The organism is Paraburkholderia sp. GV068 (genome assembly GCF_003058125.1).
GTDB classification, from domain to species: Bacteria; Pseudomonadota; Gammaproteobacteria; order Burkholderiales; family Burkholderiaceae; genus Paraburkholderia; species Paraburkholderia graminis.
In genome coordinates this window covers 149027-169186 of the sequence record NZ_QBUB01000009.1, presented here as the reverse complement: position 1 = coordinate 169186, position 20160 = coordinate 149027, and the positions used below count along the sequence as shown (strand labels likewise).

The following is a 20160-nucleotide window of genomic DNA, read 5'->3' as shown; positions in this document are numbered from 1 at the left end:
GGAGCGCCTGCCATGACGGCTACGACCCAACGCGCGCTGCTCGGCTGCATCGCCGACGATTTCACGGGCGCGACCGACCTCGCGAATATGCTGGTGCGCGGCGGCATGCGCACCGTGCAGACCATCGGCATTCCTCAGGATGGCGAAACGATCGCGGCGGACGCAATCGTCGTCGCGCTGAAGTCGCGCACGATTCCGGCCGCCGATGCGGTCGCGCAATCGCTCGCCGCGCTCGACTGGTTGCGCGCGCAAGGGTGCCGCCAGTTCGTTTTCAAATATTGCTCGACGTTCGATTCGACCGATGCGGGCAACATCGGCCCGGTGACCGATGCGTTGCTCGACGCGCTTTGCGCCGACGACAAGGCAAGCGCTTTCACGATTGCATGCCCGGCGTTTCCGGAGAACGGACGCACGATTTTTCGCGGGCATCTGTTTGTCGGCGATGCATTGCTCAGCGAGTCCGGCATGGAGAATCATCCGCTCACGCCGATGCGCGACGCGAACCTCGTGCGCGTGCTGCAACGTCAGACGCAATCGCAAGTCGGGCTCGTGCGCTACGACGCGGTGGCAAAAGGCGCCGCGGCAGTGCGCGAATCGTTCGACGCGTTGCGTAAGCAGGGCGCACGCATGGCAATCGCCGATGCGGTCTCCGACGCCGATCTGTACGTGCTCGGCGAAGCCTGCGCCGATCTCAAGCTGATCACGGGCGGCTCGGGCATCGCGCTCGGTTTGCCGGCCAACTTTCGCCGCGCGGGCTTGCTTCAGCCGCAAGACGATGCGGCGCAACTGCCGGCCGTCGAAGGTTTGTCGGCGGTGCTCGCGGGCAGCGCGTCGAAAGCGACCAACGCGCAAGTCGCGGCGTGGCGCGACACGCGTCCCGCGTTTCGCATCGATCCGCTCGCGGCCGCGCGCGGCGAGGCCGTCGTCGAACAGGCGCTCGCATTCGCGCAGACGCACCTCGACAAAGGCGAGCCGATGCTGATCTATGCAACCGCCACGCCCGACGAAGTCAAAGCGGTGCAACGCGAACTCGGCGTCGATAAGGCGGGGCATCTGGTCGAAGCCACGTTGGCGTCGATTGCGCGCGGTCTTTATGAGCGCGGCGTGCGCAAGTTCGTCGTGGCTGGCGGCGAGACATCGGGCGCAGTGGTGCAGGCGCTCGACGTGCACAGTTTGCGCATCGGCGCGCAGATCGATCCGGGCGTGCCGGCGACTGCGACGACCGGTTCTCAACCGCTCGCGCTCGCGCTGAAGTCCGGCAATTTCGGCGCAACGGATTTCTTCGAAAAAGCGCTGCGCCATCTGAACGGAGCCGCTTGATGACTAGTGAACTGACTAGCGCAACGACCGGCGCAACGAAGGGCGCCCCCGCCATCCACGCAACCAACGAAGCGCGCGTGCGCGAAGAAATCTGCATAACGGGCGCGAGTCTTTATCAGCGCGGCTATACCGTGGGCAGCGCCGGCAACATCAGCGCGCGTCTCGACGACGGCTGGCTCATCACGCCGACGGATGCGTGCCTCGGCCGCCTCGATCCCGCCGACATCGCCAAAGTCGATCTCGACGGCAACGCGGTGTCGGGCGGCAAGCCGTCGAAAACGCTCGCGCTGCATCGCGGCATCTATGCGCGCAACAGCGAGGCGCGCGGCATCGTGCATACACATTCGACGCATCTCGTCGCGCTTACGCTTGCGGGCGTGTGGAACGAGAGCGACGTACTGCCGCCGATCACCCCGTACTACGTGATGAAAGTGGGCCACGTCCCGCTGATTCGTTACAGCCGGCCAGGCGATCCGGAAGTCGCCGCGCAAATCGCCGCGCTGGCCGGCAGCGTTCGCGCGGTGTTGCTCGAGCGGCTCGGTCCGGTGGTGTGGGAGCGCTCGGTCGCGCAGGCGTCGTATGCACTCGAAGAACTCGAGGAAACCGCACGTTTGTGGCTCATGACGAATTCGCGGCCCGCGCCGCTTACCGAAGCCGCGCTCGAAGAACTGCGCAGCGTGTTCGGCGCGCGCTGGTAGCCGGTTGCAACGGACCATCCAAAGCTAGATCGCCCAAGGCGACGCATCACACATCCATCCAAGGAGACATTGCATGAGTTCGTATCAGGCCGTATCGGGCCAGCCGATTGCGGCGGCCCTGGGACAACCCGGCGCCGCGGAAATCGAGCGTACCTACAAGAAAGTGTTCTGGCGCATCGTGCCGTTCCTGATGCTGTGCTACGTGGTCGCTTATCTCGACCGTGTGAACGTGGGCTTTGCCAAGCTGCAAATGTCGCAGGATCTCGCGTTTAGCGAAACCGTGTTCGGCCTCGGCGCGGGCGTGTTTTTCATCGGCTATTTTCTGTTCGAGTTGCCGAGCAATATTCTGATGCACAAGCTCGGCGCGCGTATCTGGATTGCGCGAATCATGATTACCTGGGGCGTGATGTCGGCGCTGTTCGTGTTCGTCAAGACGCCCGCGCAGTTCTATATCTTGCGGTTTCTGCTCGGTCTCGCCGAAGCCGGTTTCTATCCTGGCGTGATTCTTTATCTGACGTACTGGTTCCCGTCGCATCGGCGCGCGAAGATCATTGCGGTGTTCATGTCGGCGATTCCCGTGTCGGGCATTTTCGGCAATCCGCTGTCCGGCTGGATCATGCAGTCGTTTCATAACAGCTCGGGTCTCGCAGGCTGGCAGTGGATGTTCCTGATCGAAGCGGTTCCCGCGGTTGCAATCGGCATTGCGACGATCCTGTATCTCGACAACGGCATCGCGAGCGCGAAGTGGCTGAGCGAACCCGAAAAGCGCTTGCTCAGCGATGAAATCGCCGCATCGCAGCCGAAGGAAAAAGCCAATGCGCATTCGCTGCGCGCCGTGTTCCGCGATCCGCGCACGTGGTGGATGTCGCTGATCTATTTCGCTTTCGTCACCGGCCAATATGGTTTGACGTTCTGGATGCCGACGCTCATCAAATCGACAGGCGTTAGCGGTGCGTTCAATATCGGCTTGCTGAGCGCGATTCCGTTTCTCTGCGCGATCGTCGTGATGAATCTGATGGGCCATAGCGCCGACAAGCGCCGCGAACGCCGCTGGCATCTGATCGTGCCGGCGCTGTTCGGCGCGGTGGGCTTCACGGTGGCGGCTTCGTTCGCGAGCAACACGGTTGTGTCGATTGCGTTTCTATCGCTCGCCGCAGCCGGCGTGCTGACCTGCGCGCCGCTTTTCTGGTCGCTGCCGACGGCGTTCATGTCGGGCGCGACCGCGGCGGCAGGCATCGCGATCATCAATTCGATCGGGAATCTCGCGGGCTTCGCGAGCCCTTATATGATCGGGTATCTGAAGGACCTGACGCACAGTACGCAGTCCGGCATGTATGTGCTGGCCGGCATGCTGGTGATCGGCGCGATTGCCACGTGGCTCACGCCCGCGAGACTGGTCAACCGTTAATCGTCCTGCGCGCGGCTTACGCATTGCCTGGTGTTGTTTGCCGCGCGCCGAACATCGCTTCAAAGGAGTTGCCGCCATGCCTCGCTTCGCCGCGAATCTGTCGATGATGTACAACGAGCACGCTTTCCTGGACCGCTTCGCCGCCGCGGCGAAAGACGGCTTCAAAGCGGTCGAGTTTCTGTTCCCCTACGATTTCCGCGCGGAAGAAATCAAGGCGCGTCTCGATGCGAACGGCCTCACGCAAGCGCTCTTCAATGCGCCGCCGGGCGACTGGGCAAGCGGCGAGCGCGGCATCGCGACGCTGCCGGGACGTGAAGACGAGTTTCGCCGCAGCATCGACACCGCGCTCGACTACGCGCGGGTGATTGGCAATCGCAAGCTGCATGTGATGGCCGGCCTGATCGCCGCCGATCAGCCGCGCGAGCGGCATCGCGAGGTGTATCTGCAAAACCTTGCGCATGCCGCGAAGGCCGCGCAAGCGGAGGGCATCACGATCGTGATCGAGCCGATCAATACACGCGACATGCCGGGCTTTTTTCTCAACCGGCAAGATGAAGCGCAAGCCATTTGCGCGGAAGTCGGCGCGCCGAATCTCAAGGTGCAGTTCGACTGTTATCACTGCCAGATCGTCGAAGGCGATCTCGCGATGAAACTAAGGCGCGATTTCGCGGGCATCGGCCACATTCAGGTCGCGGGCGTGCCCGAGCGGCACGAGCCGGACACGGGCGAGATCAACTATCCATATCTGTTCGAGGTGATCGACGCGCTCGGTTACGACGGCTATATCGGCTGCGAATACCGGCCGCGCGCCGCGACGTCCGCGGGACTCGGCTGGTTAAAGCCTTATCTGAACGCAGCGTGAAGGCGGCCTGAGCGCGGCCTGATAACCCAACACGAGGACTCAAGCGAATCATGAAAGTACTCATTACCGGCGGTGCAGGTTTTCTCGGTCAGCGCCTCGCGCGTGAACTGCTCGCGCGCGGTTCGTTGAAAGACGCGCAGGGCGCGCCGCAAGCACTCACGGAACTCGTGCTGCTCGACGTCGTGCAGGCCAACGATTTCGGCGACAGCCGCGTGCGCACCGAAGTCGGCGATATCGCCGAGCGCAGCGTGCTCGAGCGCGCGATCGACGGCCAGACAGCGGCGATTTGTCATCTTGCCGCGATCGTCAGCGGGCAGGCCGAAGCGGATTTCGATCTCGGCATGCGCATCAATCTGGATGCGTCGCGTCTGCTGCTGGATGTCTGCCGGCAACGCGGACACCGGCCGCGCGTGCTGTTCACGAGTTCGGTCGCGGTGTACGGCGGCGAGTTGCCCGAGGTCGTGAAGAACGATACGGCGCTCAATCCGCAGTCGTCGTACGGCGCGCAGAAAGCGATCGCCGAGTTGCTGCTCAACGATTACTCGCGGCGCGGTTTCGTCGACGGACGCGTTCTGCGCCTGCCGACCATCAGCGTGCGGCCGGGCAAGCCGAACGCAGCGGCGTCGTCGTTCGCGAGCGGCATTATCCGCGAGCCGCTGAACGGCGAAGAGGCCGTGTGTCCGGTCAACGGCTCGACGCGCCTGTGGCTGCTGTCGCCGCGCAAGGCGATTGAATGCCTGATCGCCGGCCTCGAGCTGAATGCCGCCGCGCTCGGCAACCAGCGCGTGCTGAATCTGCCCGGCATTTCAGTCAGCGTCGACGAGATGGTCGCGGCGTTGCGCGAAGTGGCCGGCGACGAAGTCGCGAAACGGATCGTGTGGCAGGCGGATGCGCGCGTGGAAAAGATTGTCGGCAGTTGGCCCGGACGATGGGATACGTCGCGCGCCGAGCAGCTCGGCTTGCGCGGCGATCAAAGTTTCGCCGATGTGATCCGCGGCTATATCGCCGACGAAGGCATCTCGCTCCGCTGACGTCCCTTTAGCGTCCCTTCAAACGTCCCTCCAGCCTCGCGCCGCGGCCTTGCAAACACGGGCCGCGGTGCGAGCGCCTCAATCGTCAGACACTTTGCCGTGCGCGTTCCGGCTTCTCACGTATTCCCTGGTGCAAGCCGGCGTTCGCTTGACAGCGTTTCCGCCGCGCGCCTATCATCGAGTCTTGTTGTTCGATATATGACCGTCTGTTCGCATAAAGAACAAAACGGCCAGCGACTCGAACGCATCGTTCACTATCCTGCGCTAAGCTGAATTCCCGCGAGTACCGCCCGGCAGCCTGTCCGGCCGATGCCCGACTCATCCGTGCGCTTCTGCCGGCGCCGCGCGCAGTACATCACTGGAGACATCACATGTCCGAAGCATTCCTGTGCGACGCGATTCGCACACCCATCGGCCGCTATGCGGGTTCGCTGTCGTCGGTTCGCGCTGACGATCTGGGCGCGGTGCCGCTCAAGGCGCTGATGGAGCGCAACCCGAACGTCGACTGGAACGCCATCGACGACGTGATCTACGGCTGTGCCAATCAGGCCGGCGAAGACAACCGCAACGTCGCGCGCATGTCGCTGCTGCTCGCGGGCTTGCCGCAGGCGGTGCCCGGCTCGACCGTGAACCGCCTGTGCGGTTCGGGCATGGACGCGGTCGGCATCGCGGCGCGCGCGATCAAATCGGGCGAGGCCGCGTTGATGGTGGCGGGCGGCGTCGAAAGCATGAGCCGTGCGCCGTTCGTGATGGGCAAGGCGACCAGCGCGTTTTCGCGCCAGGCGGACATCTACGATACGACCATCGGCTGGCGTTTCGTCAATCCGTTGATGAAGCAGATGTACGGCGTCGACTCGATGCCCGAGACCGGCGAAAACGTCGCGACCGACTACAACATCAGCCGCGCCGATCAGGATGCGTTCGCGCTGCGCAGCCAGCAAAAAGCCGCGCGCGCGCAGAAGGACGGCACGCTCGCGCAGGAAATCGTCGGTGTGACGATCGCGCAGAAGAAGGGCGATCCGATCACCGTATCGCAAGACGAACATCCGCGCGAAACGAGCCTCGAGACGCTCGCGAAACTGAAGGGCGTCGTGCGCCCGGACGGCACCGTGACCGCGGGCAACGCGTCGGGCGTCAACGACGGCGCTGCGGCTCTGCTGCTCGCCAACGAAGAAACCGCGAAGCGCTTCGGCCTCACGCCGCGCGCGCGCGTGCTCGGCATCGCGACGGCCGGCGTCGCGCCGCGTGTGATGGGCATCGGCCCGGCGCCCGCCACGCAAAAACTGCTGGCGCGTTTGAACATGACGATCGATCAGTTCGACGTGATCGAGCTGAACGAAGCGTTCGCGTCGCAAGGCATTGCGGTGCTGCGCACGCTCGGCGTGGCCGACGACGACGCACGCGTGAACCCGAATGGCGGCGCGATCGCGTTGGGTCATCCGCTCGGCATGAGCGGCGCGCGTCTCGTCACCACGGCGATGTACCAGTTGCAGCGCACGCAAGGGCGCTTCGCGTTGTGCACGATGTGTATCGGCGTCGGACAGGGAATTGCAATCGCCATCGAACGCGTGTGATGTTCTGAACGCATCTGCGTTAGATAACGCTCTGCGCACAACAGCCTCTTCGCCCAACAGCGAAGAGGCTGTTTTTTTGCATCGATGCCTGCGGCCCTTCGCGCGATTGAAGCTTTCTGTAAGGCATGTACAATCTTTGCGCTGCACCTTTAATCAAGCGTCCTGAATATATGCGTATTGAGCGATGCGAAATGCGCATTGAATAAAGGGCGATTCATCGAGGAGAGCGTAAATGAAGTCAGCGACGATTGCAGCGGCATTGGCAGCAGCGGTGCTCGCGGCGGCTCAACCGGCATGGGCGCAAGACGCGATGGCGAGCGCCGCGCAAGATATCGTGAGCGCGGTGCAGCCGGTGCATCTGAGGGCCACGATCGTGGGTATCGATCCCGGCAGCCGCGCGCTGACGCTGAAGGGCGCAGGCGGTAACGTGGTGGTCGTGCTCGTGGGTCAGCAAGTTGCCGGCTTCGAGAAGCTCAGAGTCGGCGATCGTGTCGATGCGCTCTACAAGAACGCGCTGCTCGTGAAGGCGGATCGTGTCGACGGCAAAGGCAAGGGCATTCGCGAACGTGTCGATACGCAGGTTTATGCGCCGGCTTCGGGGGGCTTCGAATCGGCGCGCCAGGTTGAAGTGCTTGCCACCGTGCAGAAGATCGACCGCAAACGGCGCCTCGTCACGCTGCGCGGCGCCTATCAGACGCAGACGCTAGAAGCCGGTCCGCAAGTCGATCTGACCGGTGTGAAAGTGGGCGATACGATCCATGCGGTGTTCGTCTCCGCTGCGGCCGTCGAGGTCACGCCGCAAGATACGCAGTAAGACACAATTCGGTAAAGCATGAGTATTTGCGCGGCGCGATGGCCTGCAAGAGACCATCGCGCCGTTGCACTTTTCGCGAGCGTGTTTCGCACGCGGGAAGCATGTCAACGCGGTGTCGGCGGTCCCAGGCCCAGGCGGGCGAGCCGGCTTAGACAACGCCTGAACAAGCCCTGTGCGGGCAACAGATAAGTCAGCGAGACATGCGCCGTACGCTCGCCGTCGATGCTGAGCCATATGCGTTCGCCGCGCTGCAGGCTGAACGTTTGACCCGGCACCAACCAGTGATCGTAAGGCGAACTAACGCGCGTCAGCCAAAGACGCGCACCGTTCACCGCGAGCGTGCTGTCGGCTTCGACACGCCATGTCAGCGTCGCGCCAGGCGCGACGGGGAAATGCACCACCACCTTCGGCAGACGCTCGTCCTGCTGATACGCCAGAACACGTGCGTCGTCGTCCATGCACTGCGGGCTTGCCTGATCCATCTTGCTCTCCGTTATAGAGCCGGCTGACGGAGGCGCCCACAAAACAAAAGGCCCCTTCCGTTACCGGCGGGGCCTTGGGGGCTTGTTTTACAGATTCAGACTGCTAACGCGCACATGCTCCCAAAGGCCAGCCGATGACGGCTCGCTTCGGGTGATTAATCGCGACGGCGATGGAGGTGTGCGTGAACATGAATCGAGTGTGCCGTTTTGCCGCACGCTCTGTCAACGGAATTCGGCCGCTATTTTCCGTAGCCGCGGTGGCGGATGCTGTTAGTTCTGCAACCGCTCCTCCTCGAGCGTCAACGGAAAGCGGATCGTGAACGTCGTGCCCACGCCCTCGCGCGACACGAACTCGATGTGTCCGCCCAGCACACGGCACAGTTCCTTCACGATGGCGAGTCCGAGCCCGGTGCCGGGAATGTCGTCGTCCGCCGCGCGCTCGAATTCATGGAAGACGCGATCCGCATCGGCGGGCGCGATGCCCACGCCGGTATCGGACACGCGAATCGACCAATGCTCCGGACCGGCCATCGCAAAGTGCAACTCGACCTGTCCTGATTGCGTGTACTTGATTGCGTTGGTAAGCAGATTCACGGCGATCTGCTTAAGCTTCAAACGGTTCGACGTCACAGCGGGCAGCGCCGGATCGAATGCCGAGCGCAGCGTCAGCCCCTTTGCCTCGATGGACGGCCGCGACGACGCAACCAGTTCCTCGAAGAGTTCATGCAGATCGACCTGTTCGGGCGTCAACGGCGCGCCGTCGCCGAGTATCACCGAGTACTCGACCATCTGCTCGACGAGCGCCTTCATGTCTTCCGCCTGCCGGTTGGCCAGAGTCAGCGCGGTGTCGGCTTTCGCGGGCGCGCGGGCGATCAGTTGCAGCGCCATCGAAAACGCGTTCAGGAAGTTGCGCAGATCGTGAACCACGCTTCGCGTGATGTGCATGCGCGACTCGTACAATTCGCCGACGAGCCGTTGCTTCAGCGTGAGTTCGTGATTGGCGCGTTCGAGCCGCCCGGTGTATTCGTCGATCTTGCGGTCGCGTTCGCTGACCACTTCCCTGATCGACGTGAGCGTGACGACGCTCAGCGTTTCGGCGATCATGCGGCGCGCGCGCCGCTCATGCCGGCGCGTGAATGTGCCGTCGCGCGACGCGTAGTCTTCGAGTGCATCGGCGAGAACCTGGTGGAAAAGGTCGAGTTCCCGCACGAGTTCTTCGATGCGATAGCCCTGGCGCCAGCGCACCAGGCCGTGCTTTCGGGCATCGCGTTCGATGGCCGGTTCGACGCTTTCCAGGTCTTCAATATCGAGCGCCGCGCACAAGCCTTCGAGAATTTCCGGCAGATGGTCGGCGAGTTGCTGATACGTGAGCTTGTCGGCTTCCACGAGGTCGGCGTCGCCGAAAACCGCGTTCATCCATTGCTCTGTTAGTCGGAGCCGCTCGGCGCGAATGAAACCGGCGAAGTTGCGCAGCGGGCTAACGCGTTTGTCGTTCATGATGGCGCGGTCGATCAGGTTTTGGGAAGTGCGTCGCTGCAATGGCGGCAGCTCATTATCACCGCAAATCGGCGGCGTGGCGTCGAAATTGCGGGCCGGTCACGTCATGCGTTGCGGTCCCTCAGAAAATCGACGAATGCGCGCAGCGGCGCCGGCACATGACGGTGGCCGGGATAATACAGAAAAGGTCCGGAAAAGCGCTGCCACCACGGTTCGAGAATCGGTTCTAGCGCACCGCTGTTGAGATGCGGCCGAAGCATGGGTTCGAACAGATGGATCACGCCGACGCCCGCGACGGCCGAGTTGATCAGCAGGTCCATTGCTGCTCCCGGCCGCACGAGCAGGGGCCCGGATGGATTCAGTTGCACCACGTCGCCGTCGCGCTCGAAGTGCCAGGTCGGCATCGCGCCGCCGGCAAACTGGCCGCGCAGGCAAGCGTGCGAAAGCAGCTCGCGCGGATGTTGCGGGCGTCCGCGAAGCGCGAGGTAGTCCGGCGCGGCAGCCGTCGCAAAGCGTTGCACGCGTGGACCGATGGGCACGGCGATCATGTCCTGCTCGAGCCGTTCGTCGTAACGGATGCCGGCATCGCAGCCGATCGAAAGCACGTCGACAAAGCCGTCCTCGACGAACACTTCGACGCGTATGTCCGGATACGCTTTCAGAAACGGCGCGATGATATCGGGCAGCACGATGCGCGCGGCGCTCGCGGGCACGTTCAGTTTGAGCGTGCCGCTCGGCTGCTCGCGAAAGCCGTTGAGCACGTCGAGTGCCGCTTCCATTTCGCTGAAAGCGGCGTCAGCTTTTCCAGCAGACGCACGCCTGCTTCGGTCGGCGCGACGCTGCGCGTCGTACGGTTCAGCAGACGCAAGCCGAGCTTTGTTTCGAGCCGGCGCACGGCGACGCTCAGGCTCGAAGCGGAAACGCCGCTGCTGCGCGCCGCGTCGCGAAAGCCGCCCGCGCGTGCGACCGAGATGAACGCGGTCAGGTCGTTTAATTCCATGGCGATGGTTCGTTTTTGATTGTTCGTTTTTTTGCACGACCCGTGCACGTTAGCCCGCTTTATTAAACGGTGCAATCCCGGCCATACTGCGCTTCAACTACCAGCAAGGAGAGCCTGATGCCGAACCTCGAAATCACCGACACCTTCCCGTTCGCCGGCCGCCAGATCCGGCGCATGGGCTATGGCGCAATGCAACTCGCGGGACCGGGCGTGTTCGGCCCGCCGAAGGATCGCGACGCCGCGCTTGCCGTGCTGCGCGAGGCGGTGGCGCAAGGCGTGAATCACATCGATACCAGCGACTTTTATGGCCCGCATATCACCAACCAGCTCATTCGCGAGGCGCTGCATCCGTATCCCGCCGATCTCGTGATCGTCACGAAGCTGGGCGCGGTGCGCGGCAGCGACGGCGCGTGGCTGGCGGCGAAGGAGCCGCAGGATCTGGAGCGCGGCGTGCATGACAATCTGCGCAACCTCGGGCTCGACGCGCTCGAGGTAGTCAACATGCGGCTGATGGGCGACGTGCACGCGCCGAGCGAAGGGTCGATCGAAAAGCAGATCACCGCGCTCGCCGAGCTTCAGCAGCGCGGTTTGATTCGCCATATCGGCCTGAGCAACGCGACGCCGGCGCAAGTGGCCGAGGCGCAGCGCATCGCGAAGATTGTCTGCGTGCAGAACCACTACAACCTCGTGCACCGCACCGACGACGCGCTGATCGATCAACTCGCGGATAAAGGCATCGCTTATGTGCCGTTTTTCCCGCTGGGCGGCTTTACGCCGATCCAGTCGTCGGCTTTGACGGAGATCGCGCAAACCATCGGCGCGACGCCGATGCAAGTGGCGCTCGCCTGGCTGCTGCAGCGCGCGTCCAACATTCTGTTGATCCCGGGCACCTCGTCGGTCGCGCATCTACGCGAGAACCTGGCGGCGGCCAGCCTGACACTGAGCGGCGAGATTCTCGCGAAGCTGGATGCGATCGGCCGCGGCAATGGTCACGTTGACGGCCAGAGCTAGTCAGCGCATGACGCTTCATCAAACCGAACCGGCGATATGCGCGCGCAACCACTGATGGGCCGGATCGCGATGCGAGCGCTCATGCCACAGCATCGCCATTTCATAGCCGGGGACTTCGACGGGCGACTCGACCACGCGTAACGCAGCGTTATCGCGGACGAGCCGCGCGGGCACCATCGCCACGAGGTCGCTGTTCGCGAGCGCGGAGATCATGAACAGAAAGTGCGGAACGGAAAGCACGACTCTGCGCGTGAGACCGGCGCGGGCCAGAACCTGGTCCGTGACACCGGCAAAGCCGCCGCCGTCCGGCGACACGATCACGTGCTCGAGCTTCGAAAACTGCGCCAACGTGGGCCGCCGTTTGAGACGCGGATGATCCGCGCGTCCGGCAAGCACATAACGCTCGGCAAACAGCACGCGCCGCCGCAAGCCGGCGGGCGCGTCTTCGCTGGTATGAAAGCCGAGGTCGATCTCGCCTTGTTCCGCCTGCTTCGCGATACGCGGCGGCACGGCCTCGACGACCGCCAGCCGCGTGCCGGGCGCTGCGGTGCGCAGTCCTTGCAACGCCGGGAGAACGATGGTCGACTCGGCGTAGTCCGTCGCGGCAATGCGCCAGGTTTGCGTCGCCTGCGCCGGGTCGAAAGGACGCGCGGGCGCGACCGCTTGCTCCAATGCTTCGAGCGCCTGCCGCAACGGCTCGCGCAGCGCCTCGGCGCGCGCGGTGGCGCGCATGCCTCGCGGCCCCGGCAGCAGCAGCGGATCGCCGAGCACATCGCGGAGTTTCGCGAGATGCACGCTTACTGACGGCTGAGAGAAATTCAGCCGCTCCGCCGCGCGCGTCACGTTGAGTTCCGCGAGCAGTACGTCGAGCGTGACGAGCAGATTCAGGTCGAGCTTGCGCAGATTATTCCCGGCTATACCTGTCATATCAGCAATTCATTTCCAATATACCGCGCCGGCCACTATCGTGGGTGCATTCCCACATGAATCAAGGCGACGCAAAATGAACGTTCTGATTGTTTATGCTCATCCTGAACCGCGGTCGTTGAATGGATCGCTGAAGGACTTCTCCGTCAAGCGCCTGCAGGAAGCGGGGCACGCGGTTCAGGTCTCCGATCTGTATGCGATGAACTGGAAGGCGCCACTCGATGCAGCCGATAGCCTCGCGCCTGCAACAGGCGAACGCTTCGACCCGTCGCGCGCGTCGAAGCATGCATTCGAGAATGGGCTGCAAAGCCCGGACATCGCCGCGGAACAGGCGAAGCTGAAATGGGCCGATGCGGTCATTTTTCAATTCCCGCTGTGGTGGTTCTCGATGCCCGCGATCATGAAGGGCTGGGTGGAGCGCGTCTACGCCTATGGTTTCGCGTACGGCGTGGGCGAGCATTCCGATGCGCGCTGGGGCGACCGCTACGGCGAAGGCATGTTAGCCGGCAAGCGCGCGATGCTCGTCGTCACCACGGGCGGCTGGGAATCGCACTACAGTCCGCGCGGCATCAATGGTCCCATCGACGATGTGTTGTTCCCGATCCAGCACGGCATTCTCTATTACCCCGGCTTCGACGTGCTGCCGCCGTTCGTCGTGTATCGCACGAGCCGCATCGACGAAGAAAAATATCTTGAAGTACGCGATGCGCTCGGCGAGCGTCTGGACAATCTCTGGAATACGGCGCCGATACCGTTCCGTCCGCAGAACGGCGGCGATTATCAGATTCCCGAGTTGACGCTGAAGGACGACATCGCGCCGGGCCGCGAGGGCCTGAGCGTGCATGTCAAATAGCGGGATCGCGCGCGCATGTTCGCCACGCATGCGTCGCGCATGGAGTGAAGCGAATCGTAGGGTTCGTTGAAATTTGGCTGTAAGTCGCCGTTGCTAGAGTCGTCGCTGGAATTTGCCGCCCCGCATGCAGAGCCGCTGCTGCATCGACTGTGTTGTCCGCACATGTAGAAGGGAGAGCGACGAATATGAGTACAGCACGTCTTGTCTGGCTGATCGCGATGCTGCTTGCCGCCGCTCCCGCATGGGCGTTCCAGTCCCGTGTCGTGACCATTCCGAGCGCGGCCATGCACAAGTCTCTGGAAGCGACAGTCGTGTTGCCCGACCGCTATGCGCGCAGCAACGCGGCCGACCGCTTCCCGGTTGTGTATCTGTTGCACGGCTCGGGCGGCGACTACACCGACTGGACCGCCAATTCGCCTATCGGCAAACTCGCCGACCGCTACGGCGTGATCCTCGTGATGCCGGACGGCGGGCGCGAAAGCTGGTACATCGACAGTCCCGTCGATGCGGGCAGCCGCTACGCCACGTATGTCGGCACCGAAGTCGTTGCCTACATCGACATGCATTTCCGCACGATTGCAACCAAAGACGCGCGCGCGATCACCGGCTTGAGCATGGGTGGATTCGGCGCGCTGCATATCGCGCTCGACCGGCCGGACGAATTCGGCGCGGCCGGCAGCATGAGCGGCGCAGTCGATCCGCGCGGTTGCGAGGACGAGCCGGGCATCGATCAGGTGTTCGGCGATCCGGCGCGGCACGCGGACTTCTGGAACAGCGAGGCGATTGTCGAACACGCGCGCAGCTTCGCGAGCGCGCACATGGCGCTGATGATCGACTGCGGCACGAACGATTCGCTCGTGCACTCGAACCGGATGCTGCATGCGCGGCTCGTCGAGCTTGGCGTGCCGCATCGGTATGCCGAGCGGCCCGGCGGCCATACGTGGAAGTACTGGGCGAATGCAGTGCAGTACCAGGTGCAGTTCTTCGCGGCCGGTTTCAGACGCAACGGCAGCAGCGCGATAGCTTGATGTGTTGCCGCAGCACTGCCGCGATTTATTTCGGTAACCGAACTAAACTGCCGAGGCAGCTTCAGTCGATGCCATGAAACACCGCATCGTCCGGTCCGAGATAGGCGGGCGGTCGCCAGGCCGCGTCGCGCATCGAATGCTGAACCAGTTTTTCGACGCCGAGCAGCACCGCGAATATCGCCATCCGCACCGGGATGCCGTTATCGGTCTGCCGGAAAATCGCAAGCCGCGAATCGTGATTCAGGTCCACGCTCAGGTCGTTCGCGCCCGGCCGGCTATCGCGCGGCAGCGGGTGCATGATCAGCGTATCGGTGCCGCACACGCTGTCCACCAGCGCCTGATTGATCTGGAAGTCGGGCGTGTAGCCTTCGAACGATTCGTCGGTAAAGCGTTCTTTCTGAATGCGCGTCGCGTACACCACGTCGGCGCCGCGCAGCCCGCTCGGCAGATCGTGAGTCTGTTCGATCACATGCCCGTTGCGCGAAATCTGCTCGATGATATAGCCCGGCATTTCCAGCATGGGCGGCGAGATCAGCGTGAACTTGATGCCGCGATAGAGCGCCAGCAGCTTGACGAGCGAGTGCACGGTGCGCCCATATTTGAGGTCGCCGACAAGTGCGATATGCGCGCCGTCGACAATCTTGCCGAGCCGCGAGAATTCGCGCTGAATGGTGTAGAGGTCGAGCAGCGCCTGGCTCGGATGTTCGCCGGGGCCGTCGCCGCCGTTGATCACCGGCACGTTGGTCGCGCGCGCGAATTCCGCCACCGAGCCTTGCTCGGGATGGCGGATCACCAGCGCGTCGACGTAGCCGCTCATCACGCGGCTCGTGTCGTAGATCGACTCGCCCTTGGCCATCGACGAAAACGTGAAGCCGGTCGTGTCGCAGACGGAACCGCCGAGCCGGCAGAAGGCCGCGCCGAAGCTCACGCGGGTTCGCGTGCTGGCCTCGAAGAACAGATTGCCGAGCACCGCGCCTTCCAGCACGCGCGAGATTTTTCGGCGCCGCGCGATGGGCTGCATGATGTCGGCGACGCGAAACAGCGCTTCCACCGAGTCGCGCGAGAACTGATCGACCGACAGCAACTGCGGCTTGCCCTCCCACAGCATCTGGCTCGCGAGCGATTGCGAATCTACGCTTTGCGTATACTTTTCACCCGGCTCGCCATGCAGGACGATCTCGGACACGAAACGCTCGACAATCTCCGGCATCGCGCGCGATTCCTGCGAGTCGTCCGGCAGAAGCCACGTATCCAGCGCTCTTCGCGACACGCCGATGCGGCCCGCGAAGGTCTCGCGCGTCATGTTCAGACGCCGCATGGCGTCGCGGAGAAAGGCTTGTTGCGGGACGCTCATGAAGGCACCTGTCTGTCGGAGTGGCTGCGCCGGATATACGCGATGCGTATATTAATTTGCCCGCGATAGAAGTCAAGCAATTTCAAGATGCGCTTTGCCAAGCTGCGCGCGGCGCGGTTACACTGCGCTTCATGCTCTCCGGCCAACTTCTCCGACTCTGCCCGTCGACCGCGCTTCGTTCTGCATTCGCAGACGCGGCGGCCGCACGCCGCGCACGCCGCTCGCTCTCGAACGCGCCGCGCGTCGAGCAATGCAGCCCGGAGTTCAGCGCCAAAGCCAAAAAACAGCCGCTCATCTGACCGGAGCACGCTGTTCCGTCAGATGCGACGGAACAGCGGATCACGCGCTTCGGCGGTCCTTCCTGTCTTTCTCCTTCGCACGCTGCCGGAATCGATACGGTCGCTCATCGACGCAAGAGGAAAGACATGTCTATTTTTTCGGGTATCTGGATTCCGCTGATCACGCCTTTCGCCGACGGCGCGGTCGATCACGCCGCGTTGCGCGCGCTCGTGCGCCGCTATGCCGACGCGGATGTCGCGGGGATTGTGGCGCTCGGCACGACGGGCGAGCCAGCCGCGCTCGACGCCGCGGAACAGGACGCGGTGCTGGCGACCATTCTGGAAGCGGCGCAGGATGCGCCGTTGCCCGTGGTCGTCGGCGTATCGGGCAACAACACCGCGAGCATGCGCGAGCGCATTCAAGAGCTAAATTCGCTGCCGATCGCCGGCGTGCTGATGGCCGCGCCGTATTACGTGAGGCCGTCGCAGGCGGGCATCGTCAGTCATTTCATGGCGCTTGCCGATGCCAGCGACAAGCCGGTCGTGCTGTACGACATTCCCCAGCGAACCGGCGTGCGGCTTGAACTCGACACATTGCTCGCGCTCGCCGGGCATCCGCGGATTGAGGCGGTGAAGGATTGCGCCGGTTCCCTCGACACCACGCTCGCGCTGATTCGCGACGGCCGCTTGCAGGTGCTCGCGGGCGAAGACCTGCAGATGTTCAACACGCTGTGCATGGGCGGCAGCGGCGCGATTGCGGCGTCGGCGCATGTGCGCACGGAACGCTTCGTCGCGCTGTATCGCGCGCTCGCGGCAGGCGCGCTCGACGAAGCGCGGCGCATTTTTCACACGCTCGTGCCGTTGATTCACGCGTTGTTCGCCGAACCGAATCCTGCGCCGGTGAAGGCATCGCTCGCGCTGCAAGGGCTGATCCGCGACGAAGTTCGCCTGCCGATGACGCGCGCGAGCGAAATCCTGGCGCAGCGTCTCGCCGCGTTGGAGCGCGCGTGAGCGGAGCGGCAAACTGCGCGGCGAACTGCGCAGCGAGATGCGCCCCTAATATTTGAGATGCTGCTTTCGGCGATGAGGCGATAATCGGCGCCCTCTATCGATTATCGCCGCCGGCATCCGTCCGGCGGATGCCGCATGCAGTCAGTCGAGTCCGTCCGATTCGTGTTTGTCCTGAATGTGCCGCTCACGCGCCGTGCGCGGCGAGCTGCATGCCGCTCGCGCCGGGGAGCGTGCTGATGGCGTTCGTGTTCCGCGCGCGCGACCGGCTCTCCAGCGGCTCCGTGGGACTGATCACGCGCCGTTCGGCGACGGCGCTCGCGCTCGGCGCCGCGCTTGCCGCTGCCGTGCTCGCGCTCGCGGCCGGCATTGCGATCGGCAAGTACTGGTCCGCGCGCGGCGTCTCCGGCATGCAAAGCGCGAACCGCATCGAGCGCGATTACGCAATCGACCAGCTCGGCAAGCTCAACGCGTCGGTCGCGCAGATTGAGCCGCGCATTGCGCGCCTCACCGCGCAAGTGGGTGCGTTGCGTGACTTCGAAACCCGTCTGAATACGCCGCGCCCAGCGCCGCTCGCGCCCGTTGCCTCGCCGGCCGCTTCGCCTGGCGCCTCGCCTGGCGCTTCTCCCACGCTGCCCGCGTCGAGCGGCGATTCATCGGCCACCGACAGCGAAGGCGAGGGCGGCCCTTCGTTGCCGCCACGACGCTGCGTCGACGCGCCGCGATACCTCGGCGCGCGCCTCGACGCCGAGCGCACCGGCGAGCAGCTCGATTGCATCGCCGCGACGCTCGGCGCGCTCGAGCAGCAGACGGCGGCACACGCGGTCGCGTACGCCGCGTTCCCCGGCCGCATGCCCGCCGACGGCGCGCGTTTCGGTTCGCCGTTCGGCAACCGCACCGATCCCTTCACACATCGGCTGAGTTTTCATCCGGGCCTCGATCTGGTCGCGAAAACAGGCACGCCGATTCTCGCCGCCGCGGGTGGCCGGGTGGTCTTCGCAGGCGAGAAGTCGGGTTATGGCAATGCCGTCGAGATCGATCACGGCAACGGATTGATGACCCGTTACGGCCACGCGTCGCGCATCGTCGTGCATGTCGGCGACCTCGTGCTGCCGCGCCAATACATTGCCGATGTCGGCTCGACCGGACGCTCGACCGGCCCGCATCTGCATTTCGAAGTGCTGGTCAACGGCGCGCCCGTCGATCCCGCGGCTTATCTCGCGCTTTTCGCGCCTCCTTCTCATGGCTGACCGATTTCTTTCCCGCGACGCAAGCCGTGTGGCGCATGGCGCTTATGCACTCGCGCCCGTACGCCCGCTGCGCGTTCGCATCGTCGTGTGGACGCTTGTCTGCGGGCTGAGCGCGCTGGCCGGCGCGGCCGCGGTGATCGCCGCCGACGCGTGGCGCGCCGGTCTGCCGCTCAGGCAATGCCTGCCGGTTCCTGCCGATAAAAGCGCCGAGGAGACCGAACTGGCTCGTGCGCGCCTCGCGTTGGCGCAAGAGTCGGCCGCGCGCGCGTCGGTGCAGAAAACAGCGGACAGCGCCGCTGCGGAAGTCGCGCGGCTCAACGACCAGTTGCAGTTCCTGCGCGGCCAGAGCAGGGCAGCGCCGCGACGCTAGGCGCGCCGCCGCGCGTGATTCGCGTCACCCATTTTTTTCCGGAGTCCGTATGTTCAGCAAGAAAAAAGCCGCAGGCATTCAGCAAACCAAGCTTGCCACCTTGATTGCACACGACGTGCGCATCGTCGGCGATCTTCAGTTCACCAACGGCCTGCGTCTCGACGGCCACGTGAAGGGCAATGTCAGCGGCGAGCCCGGCGGCCAGACGCTGCTCGTGCTGAGCGACCGCGGTTCGATCGAAGGCAACGTGCATGGCTACGACGTGGTCGTCAACGGCAAGATTGTCGGCGACGTGATAGCGGATCACTTCGTCGAGTTGCAGGCCAACGCGCATGTGACGGGCAACATCTACTATCAGCAATTGCGCATGGATTGCGGCGCGTCGGTGGACGGCAAGCTCACGCGGCGCGACGGAGGCAATGCGCCGACACCGCTCACGTCGATGCTCGACGCCGGACGCGAATCGAACTCGATGGCGCTCAACGAAGCGTAATAACGTGCTGCAATAAGGCACTGAAGTTCATACCGCGCCTGGCAGCGGGCAGCGTTGCGCGGGTTCGTCGGCGCCCGTCAGATAATCGTGAGCCGCATTCGAGCCCGTCATGCCCCGCATATTTCGCACGACGGCGAGCCGTTGACTGGCGCTGCGATCGAGCGTCGCGAGCATGTCGCGTTCGAGAATCAGCAGCCTGAACGCCAGCACCATGAGGCCGCTCGCGAGCAGCACGTCGCCCGCGAACACGACCGCGTAGACCGCCGACGTGGTCTGCGGATTGCCGAGCAGCAACGCGAGATTCGCGCGGTCGAGCAGCACCAGCATGAGCGGCACGATGGCACTGAGCGTCGCGATAGCGGCGCCGATCGCGACGATGGTCCGCGCAAGACCGAGTTGCGGACGACGTCGGCGGCATACCTCATAGAGCGTGGCGGCGCGATAGGGCGCAAAGAACAGCGCGAGCAGAACGGCGCGCGGCAGCATGGGCAGCTTGAGCAACAACGCCCCGCCATACAACACGCAGAATGCGCCGATCACGACAATCGCCGTGCACCACGAAACCGGGACACCGAACAGTTTACGCGTGCCGGCCCAGAGCAGGATGCGGCTTTGCAGCGCGAGCGCCGCGGTTGCAAAGAGCAGCAGATCCGTACGCCATGTCAGATGCAACGCGAAGCATGCGGAAGCGGTCGCGAGCAGATAAAAAGCGGCGGCCCAGAAGCGGAACGCGCTCACTTGCGCGAACATCCGCGCAAGCACGGTAGCGATCAGTGCGCAGCACAGAAACGTGATTAGCCACAACGCGGTAAACGTCGCTACGTCGAATCTCATGAAGTCTCCAGCACCTGTGCAGCTTTTATTGTTTATCGTCGGATCGGGCTACGCATTTCACGCGCATT

General features: G+C 63.9%; 20 protein-coding genes and 1 pseudogene. 15 read left to right on the top strand and 6 right to left on the bottom strand.

The window, feature by feature from the left end; all coding sequences use genetic code 11:
• The first annotated feature begins 12 nt into the window (after window positions 1-12).
• The 7 genes from otnK to C8K18_RS19540 all read left to right on the top strand — a co-directional run bounded on the left by otnK (window position 13) and on the right by C8K18_RS19540 (window position 7707).
• Window positions 13-1320 carry a 3-oxo-tetronate kinase gene (otnK, locus tag C8K18_RS19570; protein WP_107708943.1) on the top strand — a complete coding sequence of 436 codons (1308 nt, stop codon included), beginning with the start codon at window positions 13-15 and terminating at the stop codon, window positions 1318-1320.
• A complete protein-coding gene (locus C8K18_RS19565; RefSeq protein ID WP_107708941.1) occupies window positions 1320-2018 on the top strand; it encodes an aldolase in 699 nt (232 codons plus the stop codon). The genes otnK and C8K18_RS19565 overlap by 1 nt, the downstream gene beginning before the upstream one ends.
• A gap of 73 nt (window positions 2019-2091) precedes the next feature.
• A complete protein-coding gene (locus tag C8K18_RS19560; protein ID WP_107708939.1) occupies window positions 2092-3426 on the top strand; it encodes an MFS transporter in 1335 nt (444 codons plus the stop codon).
• A 76-nt stretch (window positions 3427-3502) separates the two neighbouring features.
• Window positions 3503-4288 carry a 2-oxo-tetronate isomerase gene (otnI, locus tag C8K18_RS19555; protein ID WP_006049270.1) on the top strand — a complete coding sequence of 262 codons (786 nt, stop codon included), beginning with the start codon at window positions 3503-3505 and terminating at the stop codon, window positions 4286-4288.
• A gap of 50 nt (window positions 4289-4338) precedes the next feature.
• Window positions 4339-5319, top strand: a complete 981-nt coding sequence (denD, locus tag C8K18_RS19550; protein ID WP_107708937.1) for a D-erythronate dehydrogenase — start codon at window positions 4339-4341, stop codon at window positions 5317-5319.
• A gap of 371 nt (window positions 5320-5690) precedes the next feature.
• Window positions 5691-6893 (top strand): 3-oxoadipyl-CoA thiolase, encoded by a 1203-nt coding sequence (gene pcaF, locus C8K18_RS19545; protein ID WP_053859514.1) that lies wholly within the window; start codon window positions 5691-5693, stop codon window positions 6891-6893.
• A gap of 232 nt (window positions 6894-7125) precedes the next feature.
• Window positions 7126-7707 (top strand): hypothetical protein, encoded by a 582-nt coding sequence (locus C8K18_RS19540; RefSeq protein WP_107708934.1) that lies wholly within the window; start codon window positions 7126-7128, stop codon window positions 7705-7707.
• 104 nt (window positions 7708-7811) lie between these two features.
• Here C8K18_RS19540 and C8K18_RS19535 read toward each other — a convergent pair whose 3' ends face one another.
• The 3 genes and pseudogenes from C8K18_RS19535 to C8K18_RS19525 all read right to left on the bottom strand — a co-directional run bounded on the left by C8K18_RS19535 (window position 7812) and on the right by C8K18_RS19525 (window position 10686).
• Complete coding sequence (locus tag C8K18_RS19535; RefSeq protein ID WP_006049274.1) at window positions 7812-8189, bottom strand: DUF2917 domain-containing protein; 378 nt, start codon at window positions 8187-8189, stop codon at window positions 7812-7814.
• Between the two features lie 270 nt (window positions 8190-8459).
• A complete protein-coding gene (locus C8K18_RS19530) occupies window positions 8460-9686 on the bottom strand; it encodes a sensor histidine kinase (protein WP_006049275.1) in 1227 nt (408 codons plus the stop codon).
• A gap of 104 nt (window positions 9687-9790) precedes the next feature.
• Window positions 9791-10686: pseudogene (locus C8K18_RS19525) on the bottom strand (LysR substrate-binding domain-containing protein).
• A gap of 117 nt (window positions 10687-10803) precedes the next feature.
• Here C8K18_RS19525 and C8K18_RS19520 point away from each other — a divergent pair.
• Window positions 10804-11697: an aldo/keto reductase family oxidoreductase gene (locus C8K18_RS19520; RefSeq protein WP_107708932.1), complete on the top strand. Its 894-nt coding sequence runs from the start codon at window positions 10804-10806 to the stop codon at window positions 11695-11697.
• Between the two features lie 18 nt (window positions 11698-11715).
• On the opposite strand, the gene C8K18_RS19515 is transcribed toward C8K18_RS19520, so the two are convergent.
• Window positions 11716-12624 (bottom strand): LysR family transcriptional regulator, encoded by a 909-nt coding sequence (locus C8K18_RS19515; RefSeq protein WP_107708930.1) that lies wholly within the window; start codon window positions 12622-12624, stop codon window positions 11716-11718.
• A 76-nt stretch (window positions 12625-12700) separates the two neighbouring features.
• On the opposite strand from C8K18_RS19515, the gene C8K18_RS19510 reads away from it, so the two are divergent.
• Window positions 12701-13477, top strand: coding sequence for an NAD(P)H-dependent oxidoreductase (locus C8K18_RS19510; RefSeq protein ID WP_107708928.1), 777 nt, complete (start codon window positions 12701-12703; stop codon window positions 13475-13477).
• Window positions 13478-13662: 185 nt separating this feature from the next.
• A complete protein-coding gene (locus C8K18_RS19505) occupies window positions 13663-14505 on the top strand; it encodes an alpha/beta hydrolase family protein (RefSeq protein ID WP_107708926.1) in 843 nt (280 codons plus the stop codon).
• Between the two features lie 61 nt (window positions 14506-14566).
• On the opposite strand, the gene C8K18_RS19500 is transcribed toward C8K18_RS19505, so the two are convergent.
• A complete protein-coding gene (locus tag C8K18_RS19500; protein WP_006049281.1) occupies window positions 14567-15859 on the bottom strand; it encodes an aspartate carbamoyltransferase in 1293 nt (430 codons plus the stop codon).
• A 20-nt stretch (window positions 15860-15879) separates the two neighbouring features.
• Between C8K18_RS19500 and C8K18_RS33345 the strand changes: the two genes are divergently transcribed.
• The 5 genes from C8K18_RS33345 (at window position 15880) to C8K18_RS19475 (ending at window position 19258) form a co-directional block, all read left to right on the top strand.
• Window positions 15880-16158 (top strand): hypothetical protein, encoded by a 279-nt coding sequence (locus C8K18_RS33345; RefSeq protein WP_044020994.1) that lies wholly within the window; start codon window positions 15880-15882, stop codon window positions 16156-16158.
• A gap of 126 nt (window positions 16159-16284) precedes the next feature.
• On the top strand, window positions 16285-17148 hold the full coding sequence (gene dapA, locus C8K18_RS19490) for a 4-hydroxy-tetrahydrodipicolinate synthase (RefSeq protein ID WP_053859506.1): 864 nt from the start codon (window positions 16285-16287) through the stop codon (window positions 17146-17148).
• Between the two features lie 236 nt (window positions 17149-17384).
• Complete coding sequence (locus C8K18_RS19485; RefSeq protein WP_107709083.1) at window positions 17385-18395, top strand: M23 family metallopeptidase; 1011 nt, start codon at window positions 17385-17387, stop codon at window positions 18393-18395.
• Window positions 18388-18765 (top strand): hypothetical protein, encoded by a 378-nt coding sequence (locus tag C8K18_RS19480; protein ID WP_107708924.1) that lies wholly within the window; start codon window positions 18388-18390, stop codon window positions 18763-18765. Before C8K18_RS19485 ends, C8K18_RS19480 begins: the two co-directional genes overlap by 8 nt.
• Before the next feature lie 49 nt (window positions 18766-18814).
• The gene (locus C8K18_RS19475; RefSeq protein WP_006049285.1) at window positions 18815-19258 is read left to right on the top strand and encodes a polymer-forming cytoskeletal protein; all 444 of its coding nucleotides are present in this window, start codon (window positions 18815-18817) and stop codon (window positions 19256-19258) included.
• Window positions 19259-19285: 27 nt separating this feature from the next.
• On the opposite strand, the gene C8K18_RS19470 is transcribed toward C8K18_RS19475, so the two are convergent.
• Window positions 19286-20092, bottom strand: coding sequence for a hypothetical protein (locus tag C8K18_RS19470; RefSeq protein WP_107708922.1), 807 nt, complete (start codon window positions 20090-20092; stop codon window positions 19286-19288).
• Window positions 20093-20160: the final 68 nt, after the last annotated feature.

Excerpts from the sequence above, each read along its gene's own strand:
- C8K18_RS19510 (WP_107708928.1), top strand. The coding sequence starts at position 12,701 with ATGAACGTTCTGATTGTTTATGCTCATCCTGAACCGCGGTCGTTGAAT.
- otnK (WP_107708943.1), top strand. The coding sequence starts at position 13 with ATGACGGCTACGACCCAACGCGCGCTGCTCGGCTGCATCGCCGACGAT.
- C8K18_RS19475 (WP_006049285.1), top strand. The coding sequence starts at position 18,815 with ATGTTCAGCAAGAAAAAAGCCGCAGGCATTCAGCAAACCAAGCTTGCC.
- pcaF (WP_053859514.1), top strand. The coding sequence starts at position 5,691 with ATGTCCGAAGCATTCCTGTGCGACGCGATTCGCACACCCATCGGCCGC.
- denD (WP_107708937.1), top strand. The coding sequence starts at position 4,339 with ATGAAAGTACTCATTACCGGCGGTGCAGGTTTTCTCGGTCAGCGCCTC.
- C8K18_RS19480 (WP_107708924.1), top strand. The coding sequence starts at position 18,388 with ATGGCTGACCGATTTCTTTCCCGCGACGCAAGCCGTGTGGCGCATGGC.
- C8K18_RS19565 (WP_107708941.1), top strand. The coding sequence starts at position 1,320 with ATGACTAGTGAACTGACTAGCGCAACGACCGGCGCAACGAAGGGCGCC.
- C8K18_RS19520 (WP_107708932.1), top strand. The coding sequence starts at position 10,804 with ATGCCGAACCTCGAAATCACCGACACCTTCCCGTTCGCCGGCCGCCAG.
- C8K18_RS19535 (WP_006049274.1), bottom strand. The coding sequence starts at position 8,189 with ATGGATCAGGCAAGCCCGCAGTGCATGGACGACGACGCACGTGTTCTG.
- C8K18_RS19540 (WP_107708934.1), top strand. The coding sequence starts at position 7,126 with ATGAAGTCAGCGACGATTGCAGCGGCATTGGCAGCAGCGGTGCTCGCG.
- C8K18_RS19485 (WP_107709083.1), top strand. The coding sequence starts at position 17,385 with ATGGCGTTCGTGTTCCGCGCGCGCGACCGGCTCTCCAGCGGCTCCGTG.
- C8K18_RS19530 (WP_006049275.1), bottom strand. The coding sequence starts at position 9,686 with ATGAACGACAAACGCGTTAGCCCGCTGCGCAACTTCGCCGGTTTCATT.
- C8K18_RS19515 (WP_107708930.1), bottom strand. The coding sequence starts at position 12,624 with ATGACAGGTATAGCCGGGAATAATCTGCGCAAGCTCGACCTGAATCTG.
- dapA (WP_053859506.1), top strand. The coding sequence starts at position 16,285 with ATGTCTATTTTTTCGGGTATCTGGATTCCGCTGATCACGCCTTTCGCC.
- C8K18_RS19470 (WP_107708922.1), bottom strand. The coding sequence starts at position 20,092 with ATGAGATTCGACGTAGCGACGTTTACCGCGTTGTGGCTAATCACGTTT.
- otnI (WP_006049270.1), top strand. The coding sequence starts at position 3,503 with ATGCCTCGCTTCGCCGCGAATCTGTCGATGATGTACAACGAGCACGCT.
- C8K18_RS19500 (WP_006049281.1), bottom strand. The coding sequence starts at position 15,859 with ATGAGCGTCCCGCAACAAGCCTTTCTCCGCGACGCCATGCGGCGTCTG.
- C8K18_RS19560 (WP_107708939.1), top strand. The coding sequence starts at position 2,092 with ATGAGTTCGTATCAGGCCGTATCGGGCCAGCCGATTGCGGCGGCCCTG.
- C8K18_RS19505 (WP_107708926.1), top strand. The coding sequence starts at position 13,663 with ATGAGTACAGCACGTCTTGTCTGGCTGATCGCGATGCTGCTTGCCGCC.